General features: G+C 57.1%; 16 protein-coding genes and 1 pseudogene. 15 read left to right on the forward strand and 2 right to left on the reverse strand.

Translation table 11 applies throughout. The annotated features are described in order from the left end of the window. Window positions 1-133 precede the first annotated feature (133 nt). From lepB to AC3WQH_RS07560, 12 genes are all read left to right on the forward strand, one after another. On the forward strand, window positions 134-697 hold the full coding sequence (gene lepB, locus AC3WQH_RS07505) for a signal peptidase I (protein WP_005828450.1): 564 nt from the start codon (window positions 134-136) through the stop codon (window positions 695-697). 94 nt (window positions 698-791) lie between these two features. Further along, on the forward strand, window positions 792-2,288 hold the full coding sequence (locus tag AC3WQH_RS07510) for a helix-turn-helix domain-containing protein (RefSeq protein ID WP_007783105.1): 1,497 nt from the start codon (window positions 792-794) through the stop codon (window positions 2,286-2,288). 164 nt (window positions 2,289-2,452) lie between these two features. Further along, window positions 2,453-4,123: a urocanate hydratase gene (hutU, locus tag AC3WQH_RS07515; RefSeq protein ID WP_492331973.1), complete on the forward strand. Its 1,671-nt coding sequence runs from the start codon at window positions 2,453-2,455 to the stop codon at window positions 4,121-4,123. Between the two features lie 6 nt (window positions 4,124-4,129). Next, window positions 4,130-5,404 (forward strand): imidazolonepropionase, encoded by a 1,275-nt coding sequence (gene hutI / locus AC3WQH_RS07520; RefSeq protein WP_429781906.1) that lies wholly within the window; start codon window positions 4,130-4,132, stop codon window positions 5,402-5,404. Then, entirely contained in the window at window positions 5,401-6,402 is a 1,002-nt protein-coding gene (locus tag AC3WQH_RS07525; protein ID WP_005828458.1) for an agmatinase family protein, read from the forward strand. The genes hutI and AC3WQH_RS07525 overlap by 4 nt, the downstream gene beginning before the upstream one ends. Before the next feature lie 271 nt (window positions 6,403-6,673). Then, complete coding sequence (locus AC3WQH_RS07530) at window positions 6,674-11,644, forward strand: Ig-like domain-containing protein (RefSeq protein ID WP_492331974.1); 4,971 nt, start codon at window positions 6,674-6,676, stop codon at window positions 11,642-11,644. A gap of 139 nt (window positions 11,645-11,783) precedes the next feature. Beyond that, window positions 11,784-12,296, forward strand: coding sequence for a phage tail protein (locus tag AC3WQH_RS07535; RefSeq protein WP_005828462.1), 513 nt, complete (start codon window positions 11,784-11,786; stop codon window positions 12,294-12,296). Between the two features lie 32 nt (window positions 12,297-12,328). Beyond that, the gene (locus tag AC3WQH_RS07540) at window positions 12,329-12,826 is read left to right on the forward strand and encodes a phage tail protein (protein ID WP_005828464.1); all 498 of its coding nucleotides are present in this window, start codon (window positions 12,329-12,331) and stop codon (window positions 12,824-12,826) included. A 21-nt stretch (window positions 12,827-12,847) separates the two neighbouring features. Beyond that, the gene (locus AC3WQH_RS07545; protein WP_005828466.1) at window positions 12,848-13,378 is read left to right on the forward strand and encodes a phage tail protein; all 531 of its coding nucleotides are present in this window, start codon (window positions 12,848-12,850) and stop codon (window positions 13,376-13,378) included. A 114-nt stretch (window positions 13,379-13,492) separates the two neighbouring features. Further along, entirely contained in the window at window positions 13,493-14,431 is a 939-nt protein-coding gene (locus AC3WQH_RS07550; protein WP_492331975.1) for a GntR family transcriptional regulator, read from the forward strand. Between the two features lie 91 nt (window positions 14,432-14,522). Then, a complete protein-coding gene (locus AC3WQH_RS07555) occupies window positions 14,523-15,161 on the forward strand; it encodes a pyridoxamine 5'-phosphate oxidase family protein (RefSeq protein ID WP_005828469.1) in 639 nt (212 codons plus the stop codon). A gap of 140 nt (window positions 15,162-15,301) precedes the next feature. Further along, complete coding sequence (locus AC3WQH_RS07560) at window positions 15,302-16,126, forward strand: aldo/keto reductase (protein WP_007783121.1); 825 nt, start codon at window positions 15,302-15,304, stop codon at window positions 16,124-16,126. 151 nt (window positions 16,127-16,277) lie between these two features. Here AC3WQH_RS07560 and AC3WQH_RS07565 read toward each other — a convergent pair. After that, a pseudogene (locus tag AC3WQH_RS07565) lies at window positions 16,278-17,002 on the reverse strand (YheC/YheD family protein). 224 nt (window positions 17,003-17,226) lie between these two features. On the opposite strand from AC3WQH_RS07565, the gene AC3WQH_RS07570 reads away from it, so the two are divergent. Next, the gene (locus AC3WQH_RS07570; RefSeq protein ID WP_005828478.1) at window positions 17,227-17,970 is read left to right on the forward strand and encodes an IclR family transcriptional regulator; all 744 of its coding nucleotides are present in this window, start codon (window positions 17,227-17,229) and stop codon (window positions 17,968-17,970) included. A 45-nt stretch (window positions 17,971-18,015) separates the two neighbouring features. On the opposite strand, the gene AC3WQH_RS07575 is transcribed toward AC3WQH_RS07570, so the two are convergent. After that, window positions 18,016-19,143, reverse strand: coding sequence for a glycosyltransferase family protein (locus AC3WQH_RS07575; RefSeq protein ID WP_005828480.1), 1,128 nt, complete (start codon window positions 19,141-19,143; stop codon window positions 18,016-18,018). A 178-nt stretch (window positions 19,144-19,321) separates the two neighbouring features. On the opposite strand from AC3WQH_RS07575, the gene AC3WQH_RS07580 reads away from it, so the two are divergent. After that, a complete protein-coding gene (locus AC3WQH_RS07580; RefSeq protein WP_007783130.1) occupies window positions 19,322-19,954 on the forward strand; it encodes a TetR/AcrR family transcriptional regulator in 633 nt (210 codons plus the stop codon). A gap of 9 nt (window positions 19,955-19,963) precedes the next feature. Continuing rightward, a complete protein-coding gene (locus AC3WQH_RS07585) occupies window positions 19,964-20,437 on the forward strand; it encodes a DUF4188 domain-containing protein (protein WP_005828484.1) in 474 nt (157 codons plus the stop codon). Window positions 20,438-20,446 lie beyond the last annotated feature (9 nt).

Below are 20,446 nucleotides of genomic sequence, written 5' to 3' on the forward strand. Positions count from 1 at the left end.
CTTGCTGTCGTCTCGCTTTGGGGCACAGCCGGCCCAGGAGGGGACCGGCTTTTTGGATTGGCCGCATTTTATGGTATGATGGTGGGTAGAGAGCAGGGGGAACGAAGAAGCAAGAGAGGAGTGGCATTGCACAATGAAAGAGATCATGGGATGGATTCGTTCGATTGCTTTTGCAGTCGTTTTCGCCCTGGTCCTTGGAATCTTCGTGTTCCAGCCTTACAAGGTTGACGGTCATTCCATGGACCCGACCTTGCAGGATCAGCAGCGCATATACGTGTCCAAGCTGCCGCATACGTTTTCGTACTTGCCGGACTACGGCGAAATCGTGGTCATCGACAGCCGCGTGGAGCGCGAGCGGTCCTTTTTGGACGATGTCCTCAGCCATCCGTTGGTGGCGCTGTTGACGGGCACGGCAGAAGACCATTCGATGTACGTCAAACGCGTCATCGGCAGACCGGGCGACGTGCTGGAGTTCAAAAACAACCAGGTGTACCGCAACGGCGAAGCGCTCGAGGAGCCGTATATCAAGGAGACGATGCAGTACGTGGCTGACGGCAAATGGAAGGTGCCCGCAGACCACATTTTCGTCATGGGAGACAACCGCAACCACAGCACGGATTCCCGGGACATCGGCTTTATTCCGCTCGACCACATCATGGGCACGATGATCGAAAACCCGTTTAAGACACAAGAATAGAGCAAGGAGCAAAGGTTGTCCGCGAGAGGGCAACCTTTGTTTGCCAAAAGAGCTGTCGCATTTTTTGGACAAAGCGGGGAAAGGAGTGCTGCAAATGCCCAGTTTGCTGATTGCGGACAGGGACCCGACAGAGCGGGCAGGGCTCAGTTGGCTCGTCTCAAGCTGCGCCATCCCGTACGACAAGGTGCACAGCGCAGGGACGACGGCAGAGCTGTTTCAGGCGATGGAATCGCATACTCCCGAGGTCGTCTGCATCGAGCTGGACATGATCGACAAGGCGCACTGGGAGCGCCTGAAGCTGCTGGTTGCCCAGTATCGGCCGACGGTGCTCGTCACCACCTCGGAAGCGACGTTCGAGCGGGCGATGCAAGGCATCGAGCTGTCTGCGCGCGACCTGTGGCTGAAGCCGCAAACCCCGGAGTACATCCGCCGCGTGCTGACGCGCTCTTGTCAGGAGCGGGCAGGGGACGCGCGCATCGACCAGGGGGCCGGGAGCATCCAGGGACGGCGCGGGGAGATTTCGTACCGCGACTTGTTTTTGCCGGGGCAGTCGCCGCTCGGCGGACATACGGTCATGCTCGCGCAGTTGGAAGACGCGAAAAGACACCCGGAGCTGTTGCGTTTTTTCGCGGACTATCCGTTTCGCGACGAGCCAGTGCTGCTGCCGACAGGTGACGCGATTGTCGCCGTCTTTCCCGCGGAGACGGCGCTTGCCTGGCCGCAGTGGCACCAGTTTGGCAAGCGGTTGCTGATGGACTGGGAGGCGACGAGCGACGCCCCGCTGTTTCTCGTCATTTACAAGGCGGAAGACGCCGGACAGAGCTTGCAGCAAAAATACGAGCAGGCGAGCCAGGCGTTGCAACTGCGCTTTTTCAAAGGCTATCGGCAGGTGAGCATGGTCGACGGAAAGGTCAACTGGACGATGCTTGATCCGTTCCTGACGCCAGCCGAGCAGCGGGCGTGGATCGACATGCTGCACAGCGGCAATCGCGAGCAGCTCAAGCAGTGGCTGTACGCGCATTTTTTTTACAAGGACGAGCCGTATCCCGAGCCGGGACTGTTGCGCATTCGGTTGACGAGCATTTTGGCCCAGGTGAGGCGCTACATGAAGTCGCACGGGCTGGACAGCGCCTTTCTGGAAGAGGGGTACCACCGCGTATTCGAGACGATTTTGTACGCGCCGATTTTGTATCGCATCGTAACCGAGCTGCTTTTGTTTATCAACCAACTGCTCGATACCGCAAACGACCGCAGCGACGAGGGCAGGGCAGACGTGATCGAGCAGGCTATGCGCTACATGGAAGGGCGCTATACCGACCCGGCTCTGCGGCTGGAGGATGTCGCCCGGCACGTCGACCGCAGTCCGGCTTACTTCAGCACGCTGTTTGCGCAAAAGCAGGGCAGCTCCTTCCGGCAAGTTTTGACGGCGATGCGCGTGAAGGAAGCGCAGCGGCTGCTGCTGGAAACGGCTCTGTCCGTGCAGGAGGTGGCGGAGCGCAGCGGGTTCGTCAACGCCAATTACTTTAGTAAAATTTTTAAGGAAAAGACGGGTACAACCCCACGTTTGTTACGAAATCAAAAGAAAAGATAGAAATCGAAAGAAAAGAGAGATTTTTCGAAAATTCCATCTGTTTTGCCTGAAGCAATCGAAAGAAGAGGCACCAAATCGAAAGCATGGTGCCTTTTTTGCGTTTCCCGGCGCTTTTACAATAAAGCCAAGAGATACACATTCTACGGAAAGCAGGTGGATTTTCGATGACAACGACACAATCCATTGAACAGATGATAAAGGCATACTCGGGGACCGAGCTGCATACAAAAGGCTGGGTGCAGGAAGCGGCGCTGCGCATGCTGTTGAACAACCTGAACCCTGACGTGGCCGAGCGCACAGAAGATTTGGTCGTGTACGGCGGAATCGGGAAAGCGGCGCGCAACTGGGAATGTTTCGATGCGATTGTCAAAACATTGCAAACATTGGAGAGCGACGAGACGCTGCTGATCCAGTCGGGCAAACCGGTGGCGGTGTTCAAGTCGCACACCGATGCGCCGCGCGTGCTGCTCGCGAACTCCAACCTGGTGCCAGCCTGGGCCAACTGGGAGCACTTCCACGAGCTGGACAAAAAAGGCTTGATGATGTACGGGCAAATGACAGCCGGAAGCTGGATTTACATCGGCAGCCAGGGGATTGTGCAAGGCACGTATGAGACGTTTGCGGAGCTTGCCCGCCAACATTTTGCAGGCACGCTCGCAGGGACGATCACCGTCACGGCCGGGCTCGGCGGCATGGGCGGCGCGCAGCCTTTGGCCGTATCGCTCAACGGCGGCGTGAGCATCAACATCGAGGTAGACCGCACCCGCATCCAGCGCAGACTGGATACGCGCTATCTCGATGTGATGACAGAGAGCCTCGACGAAGCGATCCAGATGGCGGAGACGGCCAAGCGGGAGAAAAAAGGCATTTCGATCGGGCTGCTCGGCAATGCCCCGGAAGTGCTGAACGCGATGCTTGCCAAGGGCTTCATCCCGGACGTGTTGACCGACCAGACTTCTTCGCACGATCCGCTCAACGGCTACATCCCGGAAGGCATGAGTCTCGAAGCGGCGGCAGAGCTGCGCACGCGCGATCCGAAGGAGTATGAGAGACGCTCCAAGGCGAGCATCGCCAATCACGTTCGCGCCATGCTGGCTATGCAGGAAAAAGGAGCCGTCACTTTTGACTACGGCAACAACATCAGACAGGTGGCGAAAAACGAAGGCGTCGAGGAGGCGTTCCGCTTCCCTGGCTTCGTGCCCGCCTATATCCGTCCGCAGTTTTGCGAGGGCAAAGGGCCGTTCCGCTGGGTCGCGCTGTCCGGCGATCCCGAGGACATTTACAAGACCGACGAAGTGATTCTCCGCGAGTTTTCCAACAATACGCATCTGTGCAACTGGATTCGCATGGCGCAGGAACGCATTCAGTTCCAGGGGCTGCCGTCCCGCATTTGCTGGCTGGGCTACGGCGAGCGCGCGCGGTTCGGCCAGATCATCAACGACATGGTGGCGCGCGGCGAGTTGAAAGCGCCAATCGTGATCGGGCGCGACCACCTCGACTCCGGCTCCGTCGCCTCGCCCAACCGCGAGACGGAAGCGATGAAGGACGGCAGCGACGCGGTGGCCGACTGGCCGATCCTGAATGCGTTGATGAATGCGGTAGGTGGCGCGAGTTGGGTATCTGTCCATCACGGCGGCGGCGTCGGCATGGGCTATTCCTTGCATGCCGGCATGGTCATCGTGGCAGACGGTACGCCGGAAGCCGCCCGCCGCCTGGAGCGCGTCCTGACTACCGATCCGGGCATGGGCATCGTGCGCCATGCGGATGCCGGCTACGAGCTGGCGATTCGCACCGCGAAGGAAAAAGGCGTCAACATCCCGATGTTGGAGGAGTAAACAGCGATGAAAAAACCAGTATGGATTCGCCATGCCAGCCAGCTCGCCACGTTGGCTGGCGGGTCTTCTGCTCCGGTGACAGGGGCCAGAATGAACGAGCTGGCGATTATTGAGGACGGCAGCGTATGGCTGGAAAACGGCGTGATCGAGCGGGTCGGCACCGACGACGAGTTGGCGAGTGTCTACCGCGAGCGGGCGCACGAAGCGTTCGTCATCGACGCCACGGGCAAGCTGGTCACGCCAGGCTTGATCGACCCGCATACGCACCTCGTGCATGCGGGCACCCGGCAAAACGAGTTCAACATGCGCCTGAACGGCGCGACGTACATGGACATCATGAACAACGGCGGCGGCATCCACGCGACGACTGCGGCGACGAGACAGGCGACACACGAAGAGCTGTATGCCGAGAGCAAGCGGCGGCTCGACCAGTTTTTGCTGCACGGGGTGACGACCGTCGAGGCCAAGAGCGGCTACGGCCTCACCCTGGAGGACGAACTCAAGCAGCTTGAAGTAGCGAAAAAGCTGCATGAAGAGCATCCGGTCGATCTCGTCAGCACGTTCATGGGCGCACATGCGGTTCCGCGCGCGTACAAGGAAACGCCGGATGCGTTTGTCGATTTGGTCATCGAGCAAATGATTCCCGAGGTCGCACGGCGCAAGTTGGCCGTTTTCAACGACGTGTTTTGCGAGCGCGGCGTCTTTACCCCCGAGCAGTCGCGGCGCATTCTCGAAGCCGGGATGCGCCACGGCCTGCTGCCGAAAATCCACGCGGATGAAATCGAGCCGTACGAAGGCGCGGAGCTGGCGGCTTCGCTCGGCGCCGTCTCTGCCGATCATTTGCTGCGCGCCTCCGATCGCGGGATCGAGCTGATGGCAAAGGCAGGGGTGATCGCGGTGCTGTTGCCAGGCACGGCCTTGTTTCTGATGGCTGAATCTGCGAACGGGCGCAAAATGATTGACCGCGGCGTGGCGGTCGCGCTCTCGACCGACTGCAACCCTGGCTCCTCGCCGACGGTCTCGCTGCCGCTGATGATGAATCTCGGCTGCCTGAAAATGGGGATGACTCCGGCAGAAGTGTTGACGGCCGCGACGATCAACGCCGCACACGCCATCCGCTGCGCGCACGAGGTCGGCAGCATCGAGGTCGGGAAAAAAGCGGACATCGCCATTTTTGACGTGCCTGACTTCATGACCTTGCAATATCGCTACGGCGTCAACCACGTAGACACGGTCATCAAGCAGGGCACGGTCGTCGTCGCGGGAGGGAGACGCGTATGACAGCAGGGTACCCGTATCCGCTCCTGAAGCCGCCCAGCTTTTCCTGGGACCGGAGCGCAGCGCCTGCCGAGCCAAAAGTAAGCGAGTGGATTGCAACGCTCGATCCGGCGACGGCGGGCAGCACCGACTGGAGCGACTACGACGTGGCGCTGCTTGGAGTGCCGCTGTCGCGCTCGTCCATTTCGGCCTCGGCAGCGAGCGAGAATCCGGACGCGATGCGGCGGGCGTGGAAGTATTTTACGACCTATAATCTCGATCACGACGTGGACTTGCAGCCGCTGCGCGTCGTCGACCTCGGCGACGTCAGGCAGCATGTGACAGACATCGCCCAGTGCCACCGCAACATCCGGGAAGCGATGGCGCAAATGCGCACGCACCATCCGCAGCTTTTGCCTGTGATGCTGGGCGGCGATCATTCGATCACGGCGATGCTCATCAAAGGCTACAAGGACATCCATCCCGACGAGCGGGTGGGCATCCTGCAGTTGGACACTCATTTTGACCTGCGCGATTTGGCGGACAACGGCCCCTCGAACGGCACGCCGATCCGCAATCTGATCGAGAGCGGCACGATTGGCGCGCGGGATGTGCACAACATCGGGCTGCACGGCTTTTTCAACGCCCGCTCGCTCAAAGCATACGCCGACGAAACAGGCGTGCGCTATACGACGCTTCGCCAGGCGCGGCAAAAAGGGGTGGCCCGGACGGTGCAGGAAGCGCTGGAGCAACTCGCGGGCCAGGTGGACACGATCTATTTGACCGTGGACATGGATGTACTCGATTGCAGCTACGGCCCGGGGGTTCCTGCTTCCACGCCCGGCGGCATGCACAGCGACGAACTGTTCGAAGCTGTCTACGCGGCAGGGCTGCATCCGAAGGTCAAGGCGATGGACCTCGTCTGTCTCGACCCGTACAAGGACCGCGCTGAAGCGACGGTCAAGACGGCTGTTCACGTGCTGCTGTCGTTTTTGACCGGATTTCGCCAGCGCGAACAATAAAAAAGCAAAGCCAAACCGCTGGTGCTCAGGCTCATGCATGCCGGGCGAAACAGCGGTTTTTTCGTGGCGCTCGACACTCGTGCCGTACGGCGAGTGCTTCGCCAAAATAGCAACAAAAGAACTAACTTTAGTAAGGTTCACGCTGGAGCATCTTTTGCTAAAATTGGTTTGCCATTTCCTAGATGCCTGTCCCAAAGTATGCCAGGCGAACAGGCTGAAAAGAAACGAGTAAAAGCGCATCAACGGCGAAGGGAGGAATGAAGAGGACGATATGAAACGATTGCTTGCACGGCTGTTGTCGTTGCTGCTGATTTTTTCGCTGGCGCAGCCAATGGTGCCGCCTGCCGGAGCGAATCAGACTTCGGCCAAGGTCCCGGTGGGCGAAGATTTTTTTGTGGATACAGATGCCTATGAGCACGGAACACCCGACGGCGTAGGAAACTTGAATGCGATATTTGTCGGATATGCCGACTCTTTTGGGGCTGCCAATGCAGCTCTCAAGTTTCAGTTGGGGAGCGGTCAGGTTGATTTCAACCGGAAAATCCAGTCGGCCTATTTGCGTCTTTTTCTGACTCAGGTGGATGCCTTCCAAGGAAAACCGTTTCTCGATCTTTACGCCGCCCAGAATGATTCCTGGACAGAGCGGGATGCTGTTCTTCCGCAAACCGCAGAGCTGATCGAGCGGATTACGGAATCCGGTCTGAGGCAGAATGACTGGGTATCGTTTGACGTGACCGATTTTCTGCGGGAGCAGTCGGCGGATAAAGTAGCGAGCTTTGTGCTAAAAGGGCATCAGTTGCCGCCAGCGGGTGGCGCACCACGGATACAGGTCGCTTTTCTCGACAAGTCATCCGGTCAAACGGAAAAGATTCCGTACCTGGAGATCACCTATGCTCCGAACTCCCCGCCGACCGCTATTTCACTGAGCAACGACAGCGTCCCGGAAAATCTTCCGGCGGACACGCCGGTCGGCACGTTCAACGCGACAGACCCGGACAGCGAAGATCAGGGCAAATTGACGTTTGAGTTGACAGGCAACGAGCAAGGCGCCTTCAAGCTTGTCGGCAACGAGCTGTTCACCACGGCATCGTTTGACTATGAGACGAAAAGCAGCTATTCCATCGACGTCAAGGTGAGCGACTCCGCCGGAAACACGCTCACCAAAGCATTTACGATCCGGGTCGAGGATGTGCAGGAGCCGCCGACTTTTGCCGAGCTGACGATTAACGAGGGCATGTTCTACACCAGCTTCAATCAGGTCAGTCTGAAAACGACAGTCACCGATCCTGATCTCGGCAAGCCGTTACAGGTGCGGTTCTCGAATGCCGCCGATCAATGGACGGATGATTGGAAAGCTTACAGCCCGTCGTCTTCCTATCCCTGGACGTTAGCGGCGGGAGACGGAGTAAAGACGGTCTACATGCAGGCGCAGGATGAAGCCGGCCATCAGATTTCCGCCAGCGCCACAATCACGCTGGACACGACCCCGCCACTCGTGACGGGAGTGGTCGACAGAGGCGATTACAAGAAGCCTGTGACGATCACCTTTAACGAAGGGACAGCGGTTCTGAACGGGGCCGCGATTGTCAGCGGCTACAAGGTGACAGCGGATGGCAACTATACGCTGAGAGTGACAGATATGGCTGGAAACACGACGACGCTTTCGTTTTTTCTCGATACAACCGCTCCGACGGGATCCCTGCAGATCGAAAGCGGCCAATCGTTTACGACAAAGCGAAATGTTGTGTTGACGATCACGGGGACAGACGGGGAAGGCATCGGCCAGCTTCAGATGAACTTCTCCAACGATGGGGCCACCTGGTCCGGATGGGAGTGGCTTGCCGCCACGAAAGCATGGGAACTGAGCCCCGGAGACGGAAGCAAAACCGTGAAAATGAAGCTGAAAGACGGGCTGGGGCATGAGCGGGAATACGAGGACAGCATTACGCTGGATACGACTCCGCCAGAAGCCGCCCTGTCGATCAAAGGAACGAACGCTGCGAATACGGCGACTTCGTCTGCGACTGTCAAGCTGCTGATCGAAGCGACAGATGCGCAAGGCCCTGTAGAGATGACGCTCTCCAATACGGACGGCGTGTTTGCAGGCGGATGGCAGCCTGTCCAGCCTGAGCTGCAGTGGAAATTGAGCAGCGGCGACGGAAACAAAACGGTCTACGCCAAATTCCGCGACGCGGCGGGGCATGAAGTCACGCGCTCTGCCAGCATTTTGCTGGATACGGTTCCGCCGGAAGTGACAGGCGTTGCGGCTGGCAACTATTACAACCAGGAGGTCACCGTTCATTTTTCGGAAGGGACGGCTGTACTGAACGGCGAGCCGTTTGCGGATGGCGAGCAGATCAGCGAGGACGGCACGTACACGCTGGTTGTCACGGACGTGGCAGGCAATACCACGACCGTTTCCTTCACGGTTGACCGGACAAAGCCTGCGGGAACCTTCACGATCAACAGTGGCGAGGACTGGACGAACACCCCGCAGGTCGTGCTGCAGTTGAATGTGACGGATATGTCCCCGATGACGGCCGCCTTCGCCAATGACGCGGAAGGGTGGCAGCCATCCGAACCGTTTGCGGCTACGAAGTCGTGGACACTCAGTTCCGGCGATGGGCAAAAGCGCGTGGCGGTCAAGCTGAGAGATGCGGCCGGGAACGAGGCGACATGGGAGGCGCACATTACGCTGGATCAAACCGCCCCGACCGGAAGCTTTACGATCAATGACGACCAGAGCGTGACGAACGAGCGGCAGGTTGAACTGAAGCTGCAATACGCGGATGCGGACGATCAACTGCAAATGCGTTTCTCCCCTACAGGGACGAATGACTGGTCGGACTGGGAGCCGGCGCAGCAGACGAAAGCGTGGGAGCTATCCACCGGAGACGGTACGAAAACAGTCTTTTTGCAACTGCGCGATCGCGCGGGCAACGTGCGCGACTTGCAAAAGTCTATCATGCTCGATACGACACCGCCTGTAGTCAGCGGGGTGACCCATGAGGGCGTGTACAACTCCGACCAGCAGATTTCCTTTTCGGACGGGACGGCTACGTTGAACGACGCTCCTTTCCTTAGCGGAACAACCGTTACTGAGCACGGGCAGTACACGCTCGTCGTAACGGATGCGGCCGGAAACAAAACAACCATCTTTTTTACGATCGACAAGACGCCTTTGACGGGGACGCTCGCGATTAATCAGGGCGCGGCGTTCACAACCTCGCGCAATGTGACGCTGGATCTTTACGCAAACAAAGGCGCACCGGACACGCGCATGTCCTTTTCCAACGATGGAAGCACATGGAGCCCAGCCGAGCCGTTTGCCCTGACAAAAGAGTGGACGCTGTCCGAAGCAGATGGCGGCAAAACCGTCTACGTGCGCCTGGAGGACAAAGCGGGGTACACGACGGACGTAAGCGATACGATTGTTCTGGATACGACCATGCCGGCGGGAAGCTTGCTCATTAACGGGGGCAACCTCGTGACAGAGACGCGGACGGTCAACTTGACGGTTACGGCAGCAGATGCCAATGGCCCTGTGCAGGCTCGCTTCGCCAACGAGGATGAAGAGTGGAACGCCTGGAGCGACGTCGTTTCGGCGCTGCCGTGGGAGCTGTCGGCAAACGATGGGAGCAAAATCGTTCGCATGCAACTGCGCGATCAGGCCGGAAATGTCTCGTCCTTTACAAGCAGCATCGAGCTTGATATGAACGCGCCGGTCGTGCATGGTGTCGAGAATGGCAAAAGCTACCGGGAAGACGTGCAGATCACGTTCAACGAGGGCACGGCTACACTCGACGGTCAGTCATTTACAAGCGGCACGACGGTAAGCGATGAGGGCGAGCATGAGCTGGTCGTCACCGACGCCGCAAGCAACTTCACGCAGATTGCCTTTACCATCGACAAAACGCCTCCGCAGGGCACGTTTGCCATTAACAACGGCGCTGCGACGGCAAGCTCGGTCAATGTGACGCTGAACGTTACCGCCACCGACTCGCTGGGAGAGGTAGAAATGCGCTTCGCCAATGAAAACGAGGGCTGGAGCGACTGGGAACAGGCGGCTCCAACGGTTCCGTGGCGGCTTCCTTCCGGCAACGGGATGAAAAAAGTGCTGCTGCAACTGCGCGACGAGGCGCACAACACGATTGAACTGGAGGCGCAAATCAGGCTGTCCGTTTACGTTCCGACTCCGCCAACAACGGTCAAGGTGACAGGCGTACAGCTCGATGCGAGCAGCCTGCAGTTGCAAGCAGGCGATACGCGCACAGTGACCGCTGTGATTCAGCCGGAAAATGCGAGCGACAAACGGGTCAGATGGGCGAGCAGCCATTCCGCTGTGGCGGAGGTAGACAGTCAGGGGAACATCGTGGCACGGGTAGCAGGGACTGCGCGCATTACCGTCACCACTGTCGATGGCGGCTACACGGATACGGTAGAAGTAACGGTCAAGGAAGAGGCCGATTCTTCCTCCCTGCAAGCCTCGAAAAAAGCGTTCCGCCTGAAGCCAAAAGAGCGGGCGCACGTCCAGATTTTCAAGGTCGAAGGGGACGAGAAGACAGAGATCACCACAGACAAAAAGGTAGAGTACCGCACGAAGCGCGGCCTCGTCACGGTAGCAGCGGGCCAGATTACGGCTGGCAGCGACGAAGGCGAGGACGTCATCACGGTAACGTACGAAGGGCAAGAGCTGCAAATCCCGGTTACGATCACAACCCGCACAAGCGATAAAGTCAGCCTGCTTTCCCGGACCGAGGGCGTGCTTGCGGTAGACGAGGAAAGGCAGTTGGAGCTGGTGGCGCTGTACGGCGACGACACGACAGAAGATGTGACGGATCAAGTAGAATGGACTTCCTCCAATCCGGATGTCGTGGAGGTTGACGAGGATGGCAGGATGGTTGCCAAGGCGACAGGTACAGCCGTCATTTCCGGGAGCATAGACAAACGGAAATTTAGGGTCCGCCTGCTGGTTGTCGAGGAAAAACATCCGAGACGCATCGAGGTCGCACCTGCCTACGTCCGCTTGAAGGAAGGGCAGGAAAAAGCGCTCGTCCTGACGGGCACGTATGAAAAAGGGTACCAGGACCTGATTGCAGAGGACGCCGAGTGGACGGTAGAGGATCCGGAGATCGCCGAGGTGATCGACGGGAACATCGTTGCCCGCAAGGCGGGTAAAACGATCGTCACCATCAACTACGAAGGCAAGACCGCCAGCGTGCGGGTGGAGGTCAGAAAGTAGCGCCGTGTTTTTTGAGAGAAGAAGGTGCCAGCTATACGGCTGGCACTTTCTGACTTGCGAAGGACAAGACCGGCAAGCAGAGACCGGAGACTGCTTTTCGGGCAAATACGCAGAAGCAAACAAGGAGGGAGCAACAACGATGGAACCATATGTGGGAGAAATCAGGATGTTTGCGGGAACTTATGCGCCGCGGGGCTGGGCGTTTTGCGAGGGGCAATTGCTTTCGATAGCGGAAAATGAACTGCTGTTCAGTGTGATTGGAACGACCTATGGCGGTGACGGGATGACCACGTTTGGCTTGCCCGATCTGCGCGGCCGAGTGCCTGTACACATGGGCACCAACCCGTCCACGCAAACTGCTTACCCGCTGGGAGCGATGGGCGGAACCGAGACGGTCGTCCTTCAGTCTGGCCAATTGCCGACGCACACCCATACGGTCAACGTATCGTCAACGGACGGGACTGATGTGGAACCAGGCGGGCATGTTTGGGCGAAGCGGATTTCGCAATTTTCGCAAAATCAGGCGGCGATCCAGATGAGCCCTCTCGCCGTGGAAAGCATCGGCGGCAACCAGCCGCACAATAACATGATGCCCTATACCGTTATCAGTTTCATCATTGCGACAATAGGCTATTATCCAGTCCAATCGTAGGCAACACATTTATCCAGGGGAGGTAGATTGCGATGTCAGAACCATTTCTCGGAGAAATTCGCGCCTTTGCTTTTCCGTTCCCGATGAGGGGCTGGGCGCTGTGTGATGGATCCATTTTGCAAATTGCCCAGCACCAGGCGCTGTATTCGATCCTCGGAGCGACTTATGGGGGGAACGGCGTCACGACCTTTGCCTTGCCTGACCTGCGGGGGCGAGTGCCTGTCCACACCGGAAACGGAATCACGCTCGGACAGGCTGGCGGCGAGGAAGCGCATGTGCTGAGCATTGGGGAAATGCCGCCGCACACGCACGTCGCCAAGCCGCTGTCGACCTCGGGATCAATCGGAAAGGCCGAAGCAAACGTATGGGCCATGACGAATGTACAAGCGTTTGCGGCCGCCCCGAATGCGACGATGCGCGGCGATGCCCTGGGCGCAGCCGGAGGGAGCCAGCCGCACAACAACATGCAGCCTTACCAGGTGCTCAATTACTGCATTGCTATACAAGGGATATACCCTTCCCGTAACTAACTGATCGAGGAGGAATGAAAAATGGACGGCTTTGTCGGGGAGATTCGGATTTTTACAGGCCAGTTCGCACCGAAAAACTGGGCTTTTTGCGACGGAAGTTTGCTTTCGATCGGGCAGTTTACGCCGCTGTTTGCCATTTTGGGGACGAGATTTGGCGGGGATGGCAAAATGACGTTTGCTTTGCCCAATTTGCAAGGGACGGCGCCGATGCACCACGGAACAGGCAATGGCTTGACGCCGAAAGCGTTCGGAGATCAGGGAGGCAGCAGCACGGTGACGCTAAATACCTCACAGATGCCTGGGCATACGCACGTTCCAAACGCTGCGGAGAGGCCGACGACAAACAACCCGGACGGGATGATCTGGTCGAACACGGAGGGCAGAGGCGGGCTTTTGGCTTACGGACCAGCCGATGCGTCGGCACAGACAACGCTTAGCCAGTTCGCCGTTTCGCCCGCAGGAGAAGGGATGCCGCACAACAACAGACAACCCTATTTAGGCGTAAACTATATCATTTGCGTGCTTGGCGAATTTCCGCCGCGTGGAGATTGAGAAAAGAATGTGCCGGATGCGAATTGGCTCTCGTATCTGGCACTTGCTTTGTCCAATTATCCTATTGTAATATGACAGAATATTACTGCGATACCTTTTTCACGGGGTGATTTGATGCAGAAGTCTGTCAATGGTCCATCCTCCATTCCCGTCTCTAGTCAATTGAAGGAACAGTTGAAAAACTTGATGGAGCAACGAATTTATCAGCCGCAGGACAAACTGCCGACGATCCGCGAGCTGTCCGGCTTTTTGCGGCTGAAGCAACAAACGGTCGAAGCCGCGTATGCAGCGCTGGAAGCGGAAGGCTACGTGACGCTGGACGATGCCGGAGCGGCGTTTGTCGCGGACAAGCTCCCGAAAAAGAGCGCCCAGGTCGACCAGAGAATCGCAGCAAAGCAGCGGGAAGAGACGATCTTGTCCCGCGTTCTGGAAAAGGCGAAGCAGCCGGCCTTCCAGATGGCACAGGGCCGGACGAAGCCAGCCATCCTGTTTGCCGAGTGTAATGTCGTACAGGTGCAGGAATACGCAGTCGAGCTGGAAAAGGCGACCGGCTACACCGTCAAGCCGTGCCTGATTAAAGACCTGGAGCAGTTTGCAAGCAGCATTCTCAACGGCTACTACGATCTCGTCGTCACGACGTTTTTACACATAGAAGAGGTGCAAAAATGGCTGGACAGCTTGGGGGACAGTGACGTTCCGAAGGTCATCGGCTGCTTGCTGGAATCGAATCTCCAGTCGATCCGGGAGTTGCAGCAGCTCCCTCCTGGCAGCCTCGTGGGAATCGGCGGCACGACATGGGAGGGCGCCTACAATTTCCGCCAATCCATCCTCAACGCGGGGATGACGCACCTGGAGCTGCAAATCGGCTCGATGGAATACCCGTCGTCCTTGGATGAGTTTTTGTCCGCGAAGCCGAGCCTGATTGTGTGCACCAGCATCGTCGGCGACTATTTGAAGCGGCAGTCGCGCTTTTTGCCGCTATTGATCGAGGACCGTTATCTGAACGCCCAGTCCGTGCAGTACATTCAGCAGTGCGTCGAAGGCAGCCGCTGAGCGCGGGAAGGCAAATCGGTGCCGTGAACAGCCGCTGGTTATGGTATGATGGAGGTAATGCTTTTCCATAACAGGAAAAAGAGGTGCAGTCATGTCAGGATTCGGAATATTTCGCGAAGTAGTCACGTCCGAGGAGCAACTGCGAGAAACGTTCGGAGTACCGAGCCCCCTGGTGCAAAACAAGTCGATCTCCCAGCTCGATGAGCATTGCCGGAATTATATCGCTCAATCGCCTTTTCTGATTATTTCTACCGCAGATGAAAAAGGAAACTGCGATGCCTCGCCGCGCGGAGATGCGCCGGGCTTCGTGCACATCATCGACGACCGCCATCTGGTCATCCCGGAGCGGCCGGGGAACAAGCGGATGGATTCCATCACCAACATCCTGGTCAATCCGCACATCGGCCTGATTTTTTTGATTCCGACGCTGGAAGAAACATTGCGGATCAACGGACGGGCATGTGTGATCCAGGACCAGGATATTTTGGAGAAAATGGCTGTAAAGGGCAAGGTTCCCGCGCTCGGAATCGGCGTGCAGGTGGAAGAGTGCTACGTGCATTGCGCCAAGGCGTTTATGCGCTCCGGGCTGTGGAAGCCGGACAAGTGGCCGGAGGCTGGCACGACGCCTAATATTGCCAAAATGCTGGCAGACCACGTGAAGCTCCCTGGCATCTCTGCAAAAGAGGTGGCAGAGGGCTTGCAAGACAGCTACACCAATCGTCTGTACTAGAGCAAGAGAAGCGAGCCTCCCTGATGTTTGAGGGGGATTGTTTTTTTCCAAAAGATAGCAGTCGAGTTTTCCGATCGCTCAACCTGTGATATACTTTCTTAATGTAAGTACATAAACAGCGCGAGTCGGGAGGAGATCGGATGGCAACACAAATCACAGATCGTTCCGTTTTGAACAACGGAGTGGAAATGCCTTGGCTGGGTCTGGGCGTCTGGAAAGCAAAAGATGGCAATGAAACAGTGGCAGTCCGCTCGGCTATTGAGGCGGGCTACCGCAGTGTGGACACCGCTGCTGTCTATGGCAACGAGGAAGGCGTGGGCGAAGGAATCCGCCAGGCGGGAATCGACCGCGACCAGTTGTTCATCACGACAAAGGTGTGGAACGCCGACCAAGGCTACGAGTCGACGCTCAAAGCTTTCGACGCGAGCATGAAAAAGCTGGGGCTGGATACGCTCGACCTGTACCTGATCCACTGGCCGGTAAAAGACAAGTTTGTGGAGACGTGGAAAGCGCTGGAGAAGCTGTACCGCGATGGATACGTGCGAGCGATCGGCGTGAGCAATTTTCACATTCACCATCTGGAAGAACTGAAAAAGCACAGCGAGATCACGCCTGTCGTCAACCAGGTCGAGTACCATCCGCTGCTCACGCAAAAAGAGCTGCACGCGTATTGCAAAGAGCGCAGCATCCAGTTGGAGGCGTGGAGCCCGCTGATGCAGGGGAATCTCGATCATCCGCTGTTGGTGGAACTGGGACAAAAATACGGCAAGTCGCCTGCGCAAATCGTCATTCGCTGGGATTTGCAAAACGAGGTTGTCACCATTCCGAAATCCATTACGCCTGAGCGCATCGTGCAAAACGCACAAGTGTTTGACTTCGCGCTGAGTGCCGAAGACGTGGAAAAAATCAGTGCGCTGAACGAGAACAAGCGCTTTGGACCCGATCCGGACAACTTCGATTTTTAATAAACAAGGCCAAATAAACAGGGGGCTGTCCCGCATGTCTGACGCAGACGACGGGATGCGCCCCTTTCCCATTGCAGGCGGACCAGCCCCGAAAAAGAAAGCAGGGTATCCCCGCGAGGCAGCCTTGCCTGCCAGGGGGACACCCGCTTGTTCATCCGTGGCAGCGATAGGCCAGGATGGTGCGGTACATGCTTTTGTCGGCGAGCTTCTGGAACAAGGAAATGTCTGGCCGCAAGTTTGCTTCGATGATCCAGACGCGCCCGTTTGCGTCGATGCCCATATCGAAGCCGAAGACGCGCTGGCGGGTGTAGTAGCGGGCCAGCCGTTTCGCTGCGAGCAGTGCGACCTGCTGCAAACGGGAGACGATCGCCGAGGACGAGGCTCCGCGAATGTTCGAGCGTCAAATCGCGGGGGAGAGCGGGAGCACTTTGCCGCCGCTGCGCTTTATGTTGGTGATGATGTAGCCTTTGCCCGCCACTACCCAAGGCTGTCCGCTTTTTCGCCGCACCATGACTCTGACGTCAAACAGCGAGCTGTTGACGCGAGCAAGCGATATGCCCTGCTGCACGAGATAGCGCGTTTTGATTTTGCGGCCAAATGCTTGTACGCCGCTTTTTTGCCGTGCTTCGTCTTGCGCTTGGCCCCGCGCTGGCCCCGATAGCGGCCGCCGCCTAGCCCGGTCACGAGGATGACTCCCGCGCCTCCGCTGCCTGAGGCTGGCTTGGCGATCACTTTGCGGTAACGGTCGAGAAACTTGTACAGAGCGCGCCTGGAAAACTTGCACGTCTTTGGCAGCGCGCCGGACAGAGCGGAGCTTGCCCGCAGCACGTAGTACTTGGTCAGTTTTGACTCGCTTTTATTGCCCAAAGAGGTCATTCCCCCAATCGTGATGTGAAACGCATGATTCTTTCCTAATGTATGTCCGGCTTGTTTCAGCGCTTGTGGGAATGTCCTTGCCGCAAAAAAAATAGGTAGGATTTGGCTCGGCGGGGGAAGATTCGCTCTTTACTATGCTATTAATTTTTGTATACTGAAAAGTAGCATATTTGTTTCATCAGATGAAACGAACGGAACCAAGTAGGAAGCAGGTGTAAGAACAAATGGATGAACAAAAAGCAAACGTTCGTTCCGTCGAGCGTGCTTTGGATATCCTGCTCTGTTTTACGGACGCCACAGACCTTGGGCTAAGTGAGATATCGAGTCGGCTTTCCTTGCATAAAAGCACGGTGCATCGTTTGCTGGCGACGTTGGAAAACAAGGGCTTTCTCATCCGTGATGTCCAGACGGAAAAATATCGGTTAGGCTTTCGCATCTGGGAGCTTTCCGCCAACCTGACGCATAACGACGATCCCGCCACACTGCTTTTGCCCGAGATGGAGAGGCTGCGGGATTTGGTAGAGGAAACGATCAGCCTGTACGTGCGCGATGGAAACGAGCGAATACGCATTCAGGCTGTGCAGAGTCGGCAGCCGATTCGCAGGGTCGCGCCGATCGGGGCGCGCATGCCGCTGGCCGTCGGGGCGTCCAGCAAGGTGTTGGTCGCCTATGACGAGCCGCATGTGCTGGAACAAGTTCTGAACGATCCGGACTGGCCGGAATACGTCAATCGGGAGGCGTATGTCGAGCAGCTCGACCAGATCAAAAGACTTGGCTTTGCAACCAGCGTGGAGGAGCGCGAGCTGGGGACAGCGGCCGTAGCGGTGCCGATCTTCAACCGCAACGGACAACTGGTGGCGTCAATCGCCGCATCTGGCCCATCCAACCGGCTCACCCCGGAAAAAATGAGCGAGTACGCTCCCTACATCATGGAAGCAGCTTATCGCATGGGAAAAATGATGAAATAACCAAAAAGCCAACACGCTTGCTTGCGGGCGTGTTGGCTTTTTTTGCTATTTGCGCTGCCTGTACTCGCTTTGCAGCACGCGCCAAAACGGCTGGACGGCGTTGTCGGCGAGAAAGCGCTCCCCGCGCGCCCGGACGTACTGGCTCATGTCCTGGTAGTAGGCGGGATCGCGCAGCTTTTCGTAATGGAAGGCGATGTCGTGGGCATCCTGCACAAACAGCGGGTAATGTTCGCCCAGCAACGCGAGATTGCCGATCGTTTTGGTCGTCAGGACAGGGACGCCGAGCGCCATGCATTCGATGATCCGGGACAAGTACGAGTGAGACGGGTTCTGGTCCGGGGTATCGTCGTAGAGCAGCGCAATGCCGATGCCGCTTTGCACGATCATCTTTTGGGTCGTCCACATCGACTTTTGCCCGTGGTCGGCGACGCCAGACGTGCGCAGCAGAATCCGCGCCTTTTTTTGATAGCTGCCGACGATGGACGGATAGAGGACGCGCAGCTTCGCTTTCGGATATCTTTTGCGAATCAGGCGAATCGCTTTGGTGGCGACAGCAAGTCCATAGCGCGGTCGGATGACGCCTGCCCAGATCAGATGCAAAGGCTCGCCAGGCAGACGGGTGAGCGGCTCGCCGTCGTGGGGTTCGACGAACTGGGGCAGCACCTGGATTTTGCGCTGTAGCTCCTGCGCCGAGTATTTCGCTTTGCTGAGCTGGTAGCGGCGATATCTGTCGGCATTCGGCTCCGTCTGGAAAAAGACGACGCGGGAATGCTGGAAAATGTGATCCAGTCTGCCCATGATGTACGGGTCCCGCAAATTATACTGGACGGCCAAATAGAGCAGCTTTTTGCCGAGCGCAGGCTTTTTTTCCACCAGGTGAAAAGCCTCGTTGCGGCCACGGATAAACAAAAAGTCGTATTTGTGCTTTTGGTCGCGGGCGATGATGTCATTCACGAGATCGTCCGACTTGTGAAACCGGACGTGTTCAAACGTAAAGCCGCCCGTTCCGTTGCGGAACTGAAAAGGCAAGACGCAATCGAGCACGTACCGCTTGCGCTCGCTCGCGCCAAGCTTCGTCACGATACGGTCGACGGAACGCAGCAAAATAAAAAATTGCAGGACGTTTCCCTTTGGCTTGAATTCGATGAGATTACAGGAAAAGCAAATTCTCACGGGATTCTCTCCTTCGCAGGGCTCTTTACCTATGGTATGGCTTTTGGGGCCATTGGCTACTGGAAGAGGAGAAAACGCCGTTGTACAATTCATTTACTTAAATAAAAAACTTTACTCGAGTTAATATAAATGCTATTGTATTTCTTGGATGTAACTGGAAAACGAAAGAGAGGGAACTATGACGGAAACGATTTCGCTGCGAGAAAAGAAAAAAGCAAAAACGAAGCTCGCCTTACTGGAGGCAGCACTGGCCCTGATCGACGAAGGAACATTTCGCAGCGTGCTCGTCGACGATATTTGCGAGCGTGCAGAAGTATCCAAGGTGACGTTTTTCAAGTTTTTTCCGCAAAAAGAGGAGCTGCTCATCTATTTCATGAGCATCTGGCAGGCGCGCTGCTTCTGCGAGCTGTCAGCCAACGGGAAGCGGGGCTTTGCTGCTGTGCGCCACATCTTTTCCATGGTGGCGGAGGAAAGCGAGAAGTATCCGGGGATTATGCTCAGCCTGATTAGCTTTCTCGCCGAGCAAAAAATGCATCCGTGCGTCCCGACGCTGTCAGCGGCGGAGCTGGCCTTGCTGTTCCCCGATGTCAGCGACAGGGCGCCCTTCAGCGATGCGGACTTGCACCAGATTTTTGTGCGCTGTGTGCGGGAAGCGCGCGAAGACGGGGAACTCGCCGACGATGTCAGCGAGGAGGAGGCTGTCGTGCTGCTGTTCTCCATGTTTTACGGGGCGTATTTGACGGCGCATTTGTTCCGGTCGGACGATTTTATGGCTTGCTATGAGCTTCATCTCAAATCTTTGACAAGGTAGGAGAGCGCAATGGCGAAAATTGTGCCTGGACGGTACACGGCAAAAATGGAAGGGTCATACGTAGTGTTCATCATCGGCATGCGGATCAACCAACTGCTGGCGGTTCACAAATGGCTTCCGGTTGCGCGGGCGATGGGCGGAATGGTGGAGGAGCTGTATCAAAATCCCGAGCTTGGCTTTTTGGGCAGTCGCTCCAGCATGAGCCTGTGCACGATCACCCAGATTCAATATTGGCGTTCGTTTGAGCATTTGGAAAAATATGCGCGGCACGCCCCACTGCACCTGAAGGCGTGGAAAAAGTTCAATCAGGCAGTGGGCGCAGACGGCTCGGTCGGAATTTACCATGAGACGTACTTGGTAGAAGCGGGCCATTACGAATGTGTGTATGTCAATATGCCTGTTTTCGGCCTGGGAGAAGTGGGCGAGCTCGTTCCCGCCACAGGCAAACGCGAATCGGCCAGACAGCGGATCAACAAAGGCTAGAGCAGCATC

The sequence above is a fragment of the Brevibacillus sp. FW301-21C12A genome (genome assembly GCF_058788915.1).

Coding starts and splice junctions, on each gene's coding strand:
- lepB (WP_005828450.1), top strand. CDS start 134: ATGAAAGAGATCATGGGATGGATTCGTTCGATTGCTTTTGCAGTCGTT.
- AC3WQH_RS07510 (WP_007783105.1), top strand. CDS start 792: ATGCCCAGTTTGCTGATTGCGGACAGGGACCCGACAGAGCGGGCAGGG.
- hutU (WP_492331973.1), top strand. CDS start 2,453: ATGACAACGACACAATCCATTGAACAGATGATAAAGGCATACTCGGGG.
- hutI (WP_429781906.1), top strand. CDS start 4,130: ATGAAAAAACCAGTATGGATTCGCCATGCCAGCCAGCTCGCCACGTTG.
- AC3WQH_RS07525 (WP_005828458.1), top strand. CDS start 5,401: ATGACAGCAGGGTACCCGTATCCGCTCCTGAAGCCGCCCAGCTTTTCC.
- AC3WQH_RS07530 (WP_492331974.1), top strand. CDS start 6,674: ATGAAACGATTGCTTGCACGGCTGTTGTCGTTGCTGCTGATTTTTTCG.
- AC3WQH_RS07535 (WP_005828462.1), top strand. CDS start 11,784: ATGGAACCATATGTGGGAGAAATCAGGATGTTTGCGGGAACTTATGCG.
- AC3WQH_RS07540 (WP_005828464.1), top strand. CDS start 12,329: ATGTCAGAACCATTTCTCGGAGAAATTCGCGCCTTTGCTTTTCCGTTC.
- AC3WQH_RS07545 (WP_005828466.1), top strand. CDS start 12,848: ATGGACGGCTTTGTCGGGGAGATTCGGATTTTTACAGGCCAGTTCGCA.
- AC3WQH_RS07550 (WP_492331975.1), top strand. CDS start 13,493: ATGCAGAAGTCTGTCAATGGTCCATCCTCCATTCCCGTCTCTAGTCAA.
- AC3WQH_RS07555 (WP_005828469.1), top strand. CDS start 14,523: ATGTCAGGATTCGGAATATTTCGCGAAGTAGTCACGTCCGAGGAGCAA.
- AC3WQH_RS07560 (WP_007783121.1), top strand. CDS start 15,302: ATGGCAACACAAATCACAGATCGTTCCGTTTTGAACAACGGAGTGGAA.
- AC3WQH_RS07570 (WP_005828478.1), top strand. CDS start 17,227: ATGGATGAACAAAAAGCAAACGTTCGTTCCGTCGAGCGTGCTTTGGAT.
- AC3WQH_RS07580 (WP_007783130.1), top strand. CDS start 19,322: ATGACGGAAACGATTTCGCTGCGAGAAAAGAAAAAAGCAAAAACGAAG.
- AC3WQH_RS07585 (WP_005828484.1), top strand. CDS start 19,964: ATGGCGAAAATTGTGCCTGGACGGTACACGGCAAAAATGGAAGGGTCA.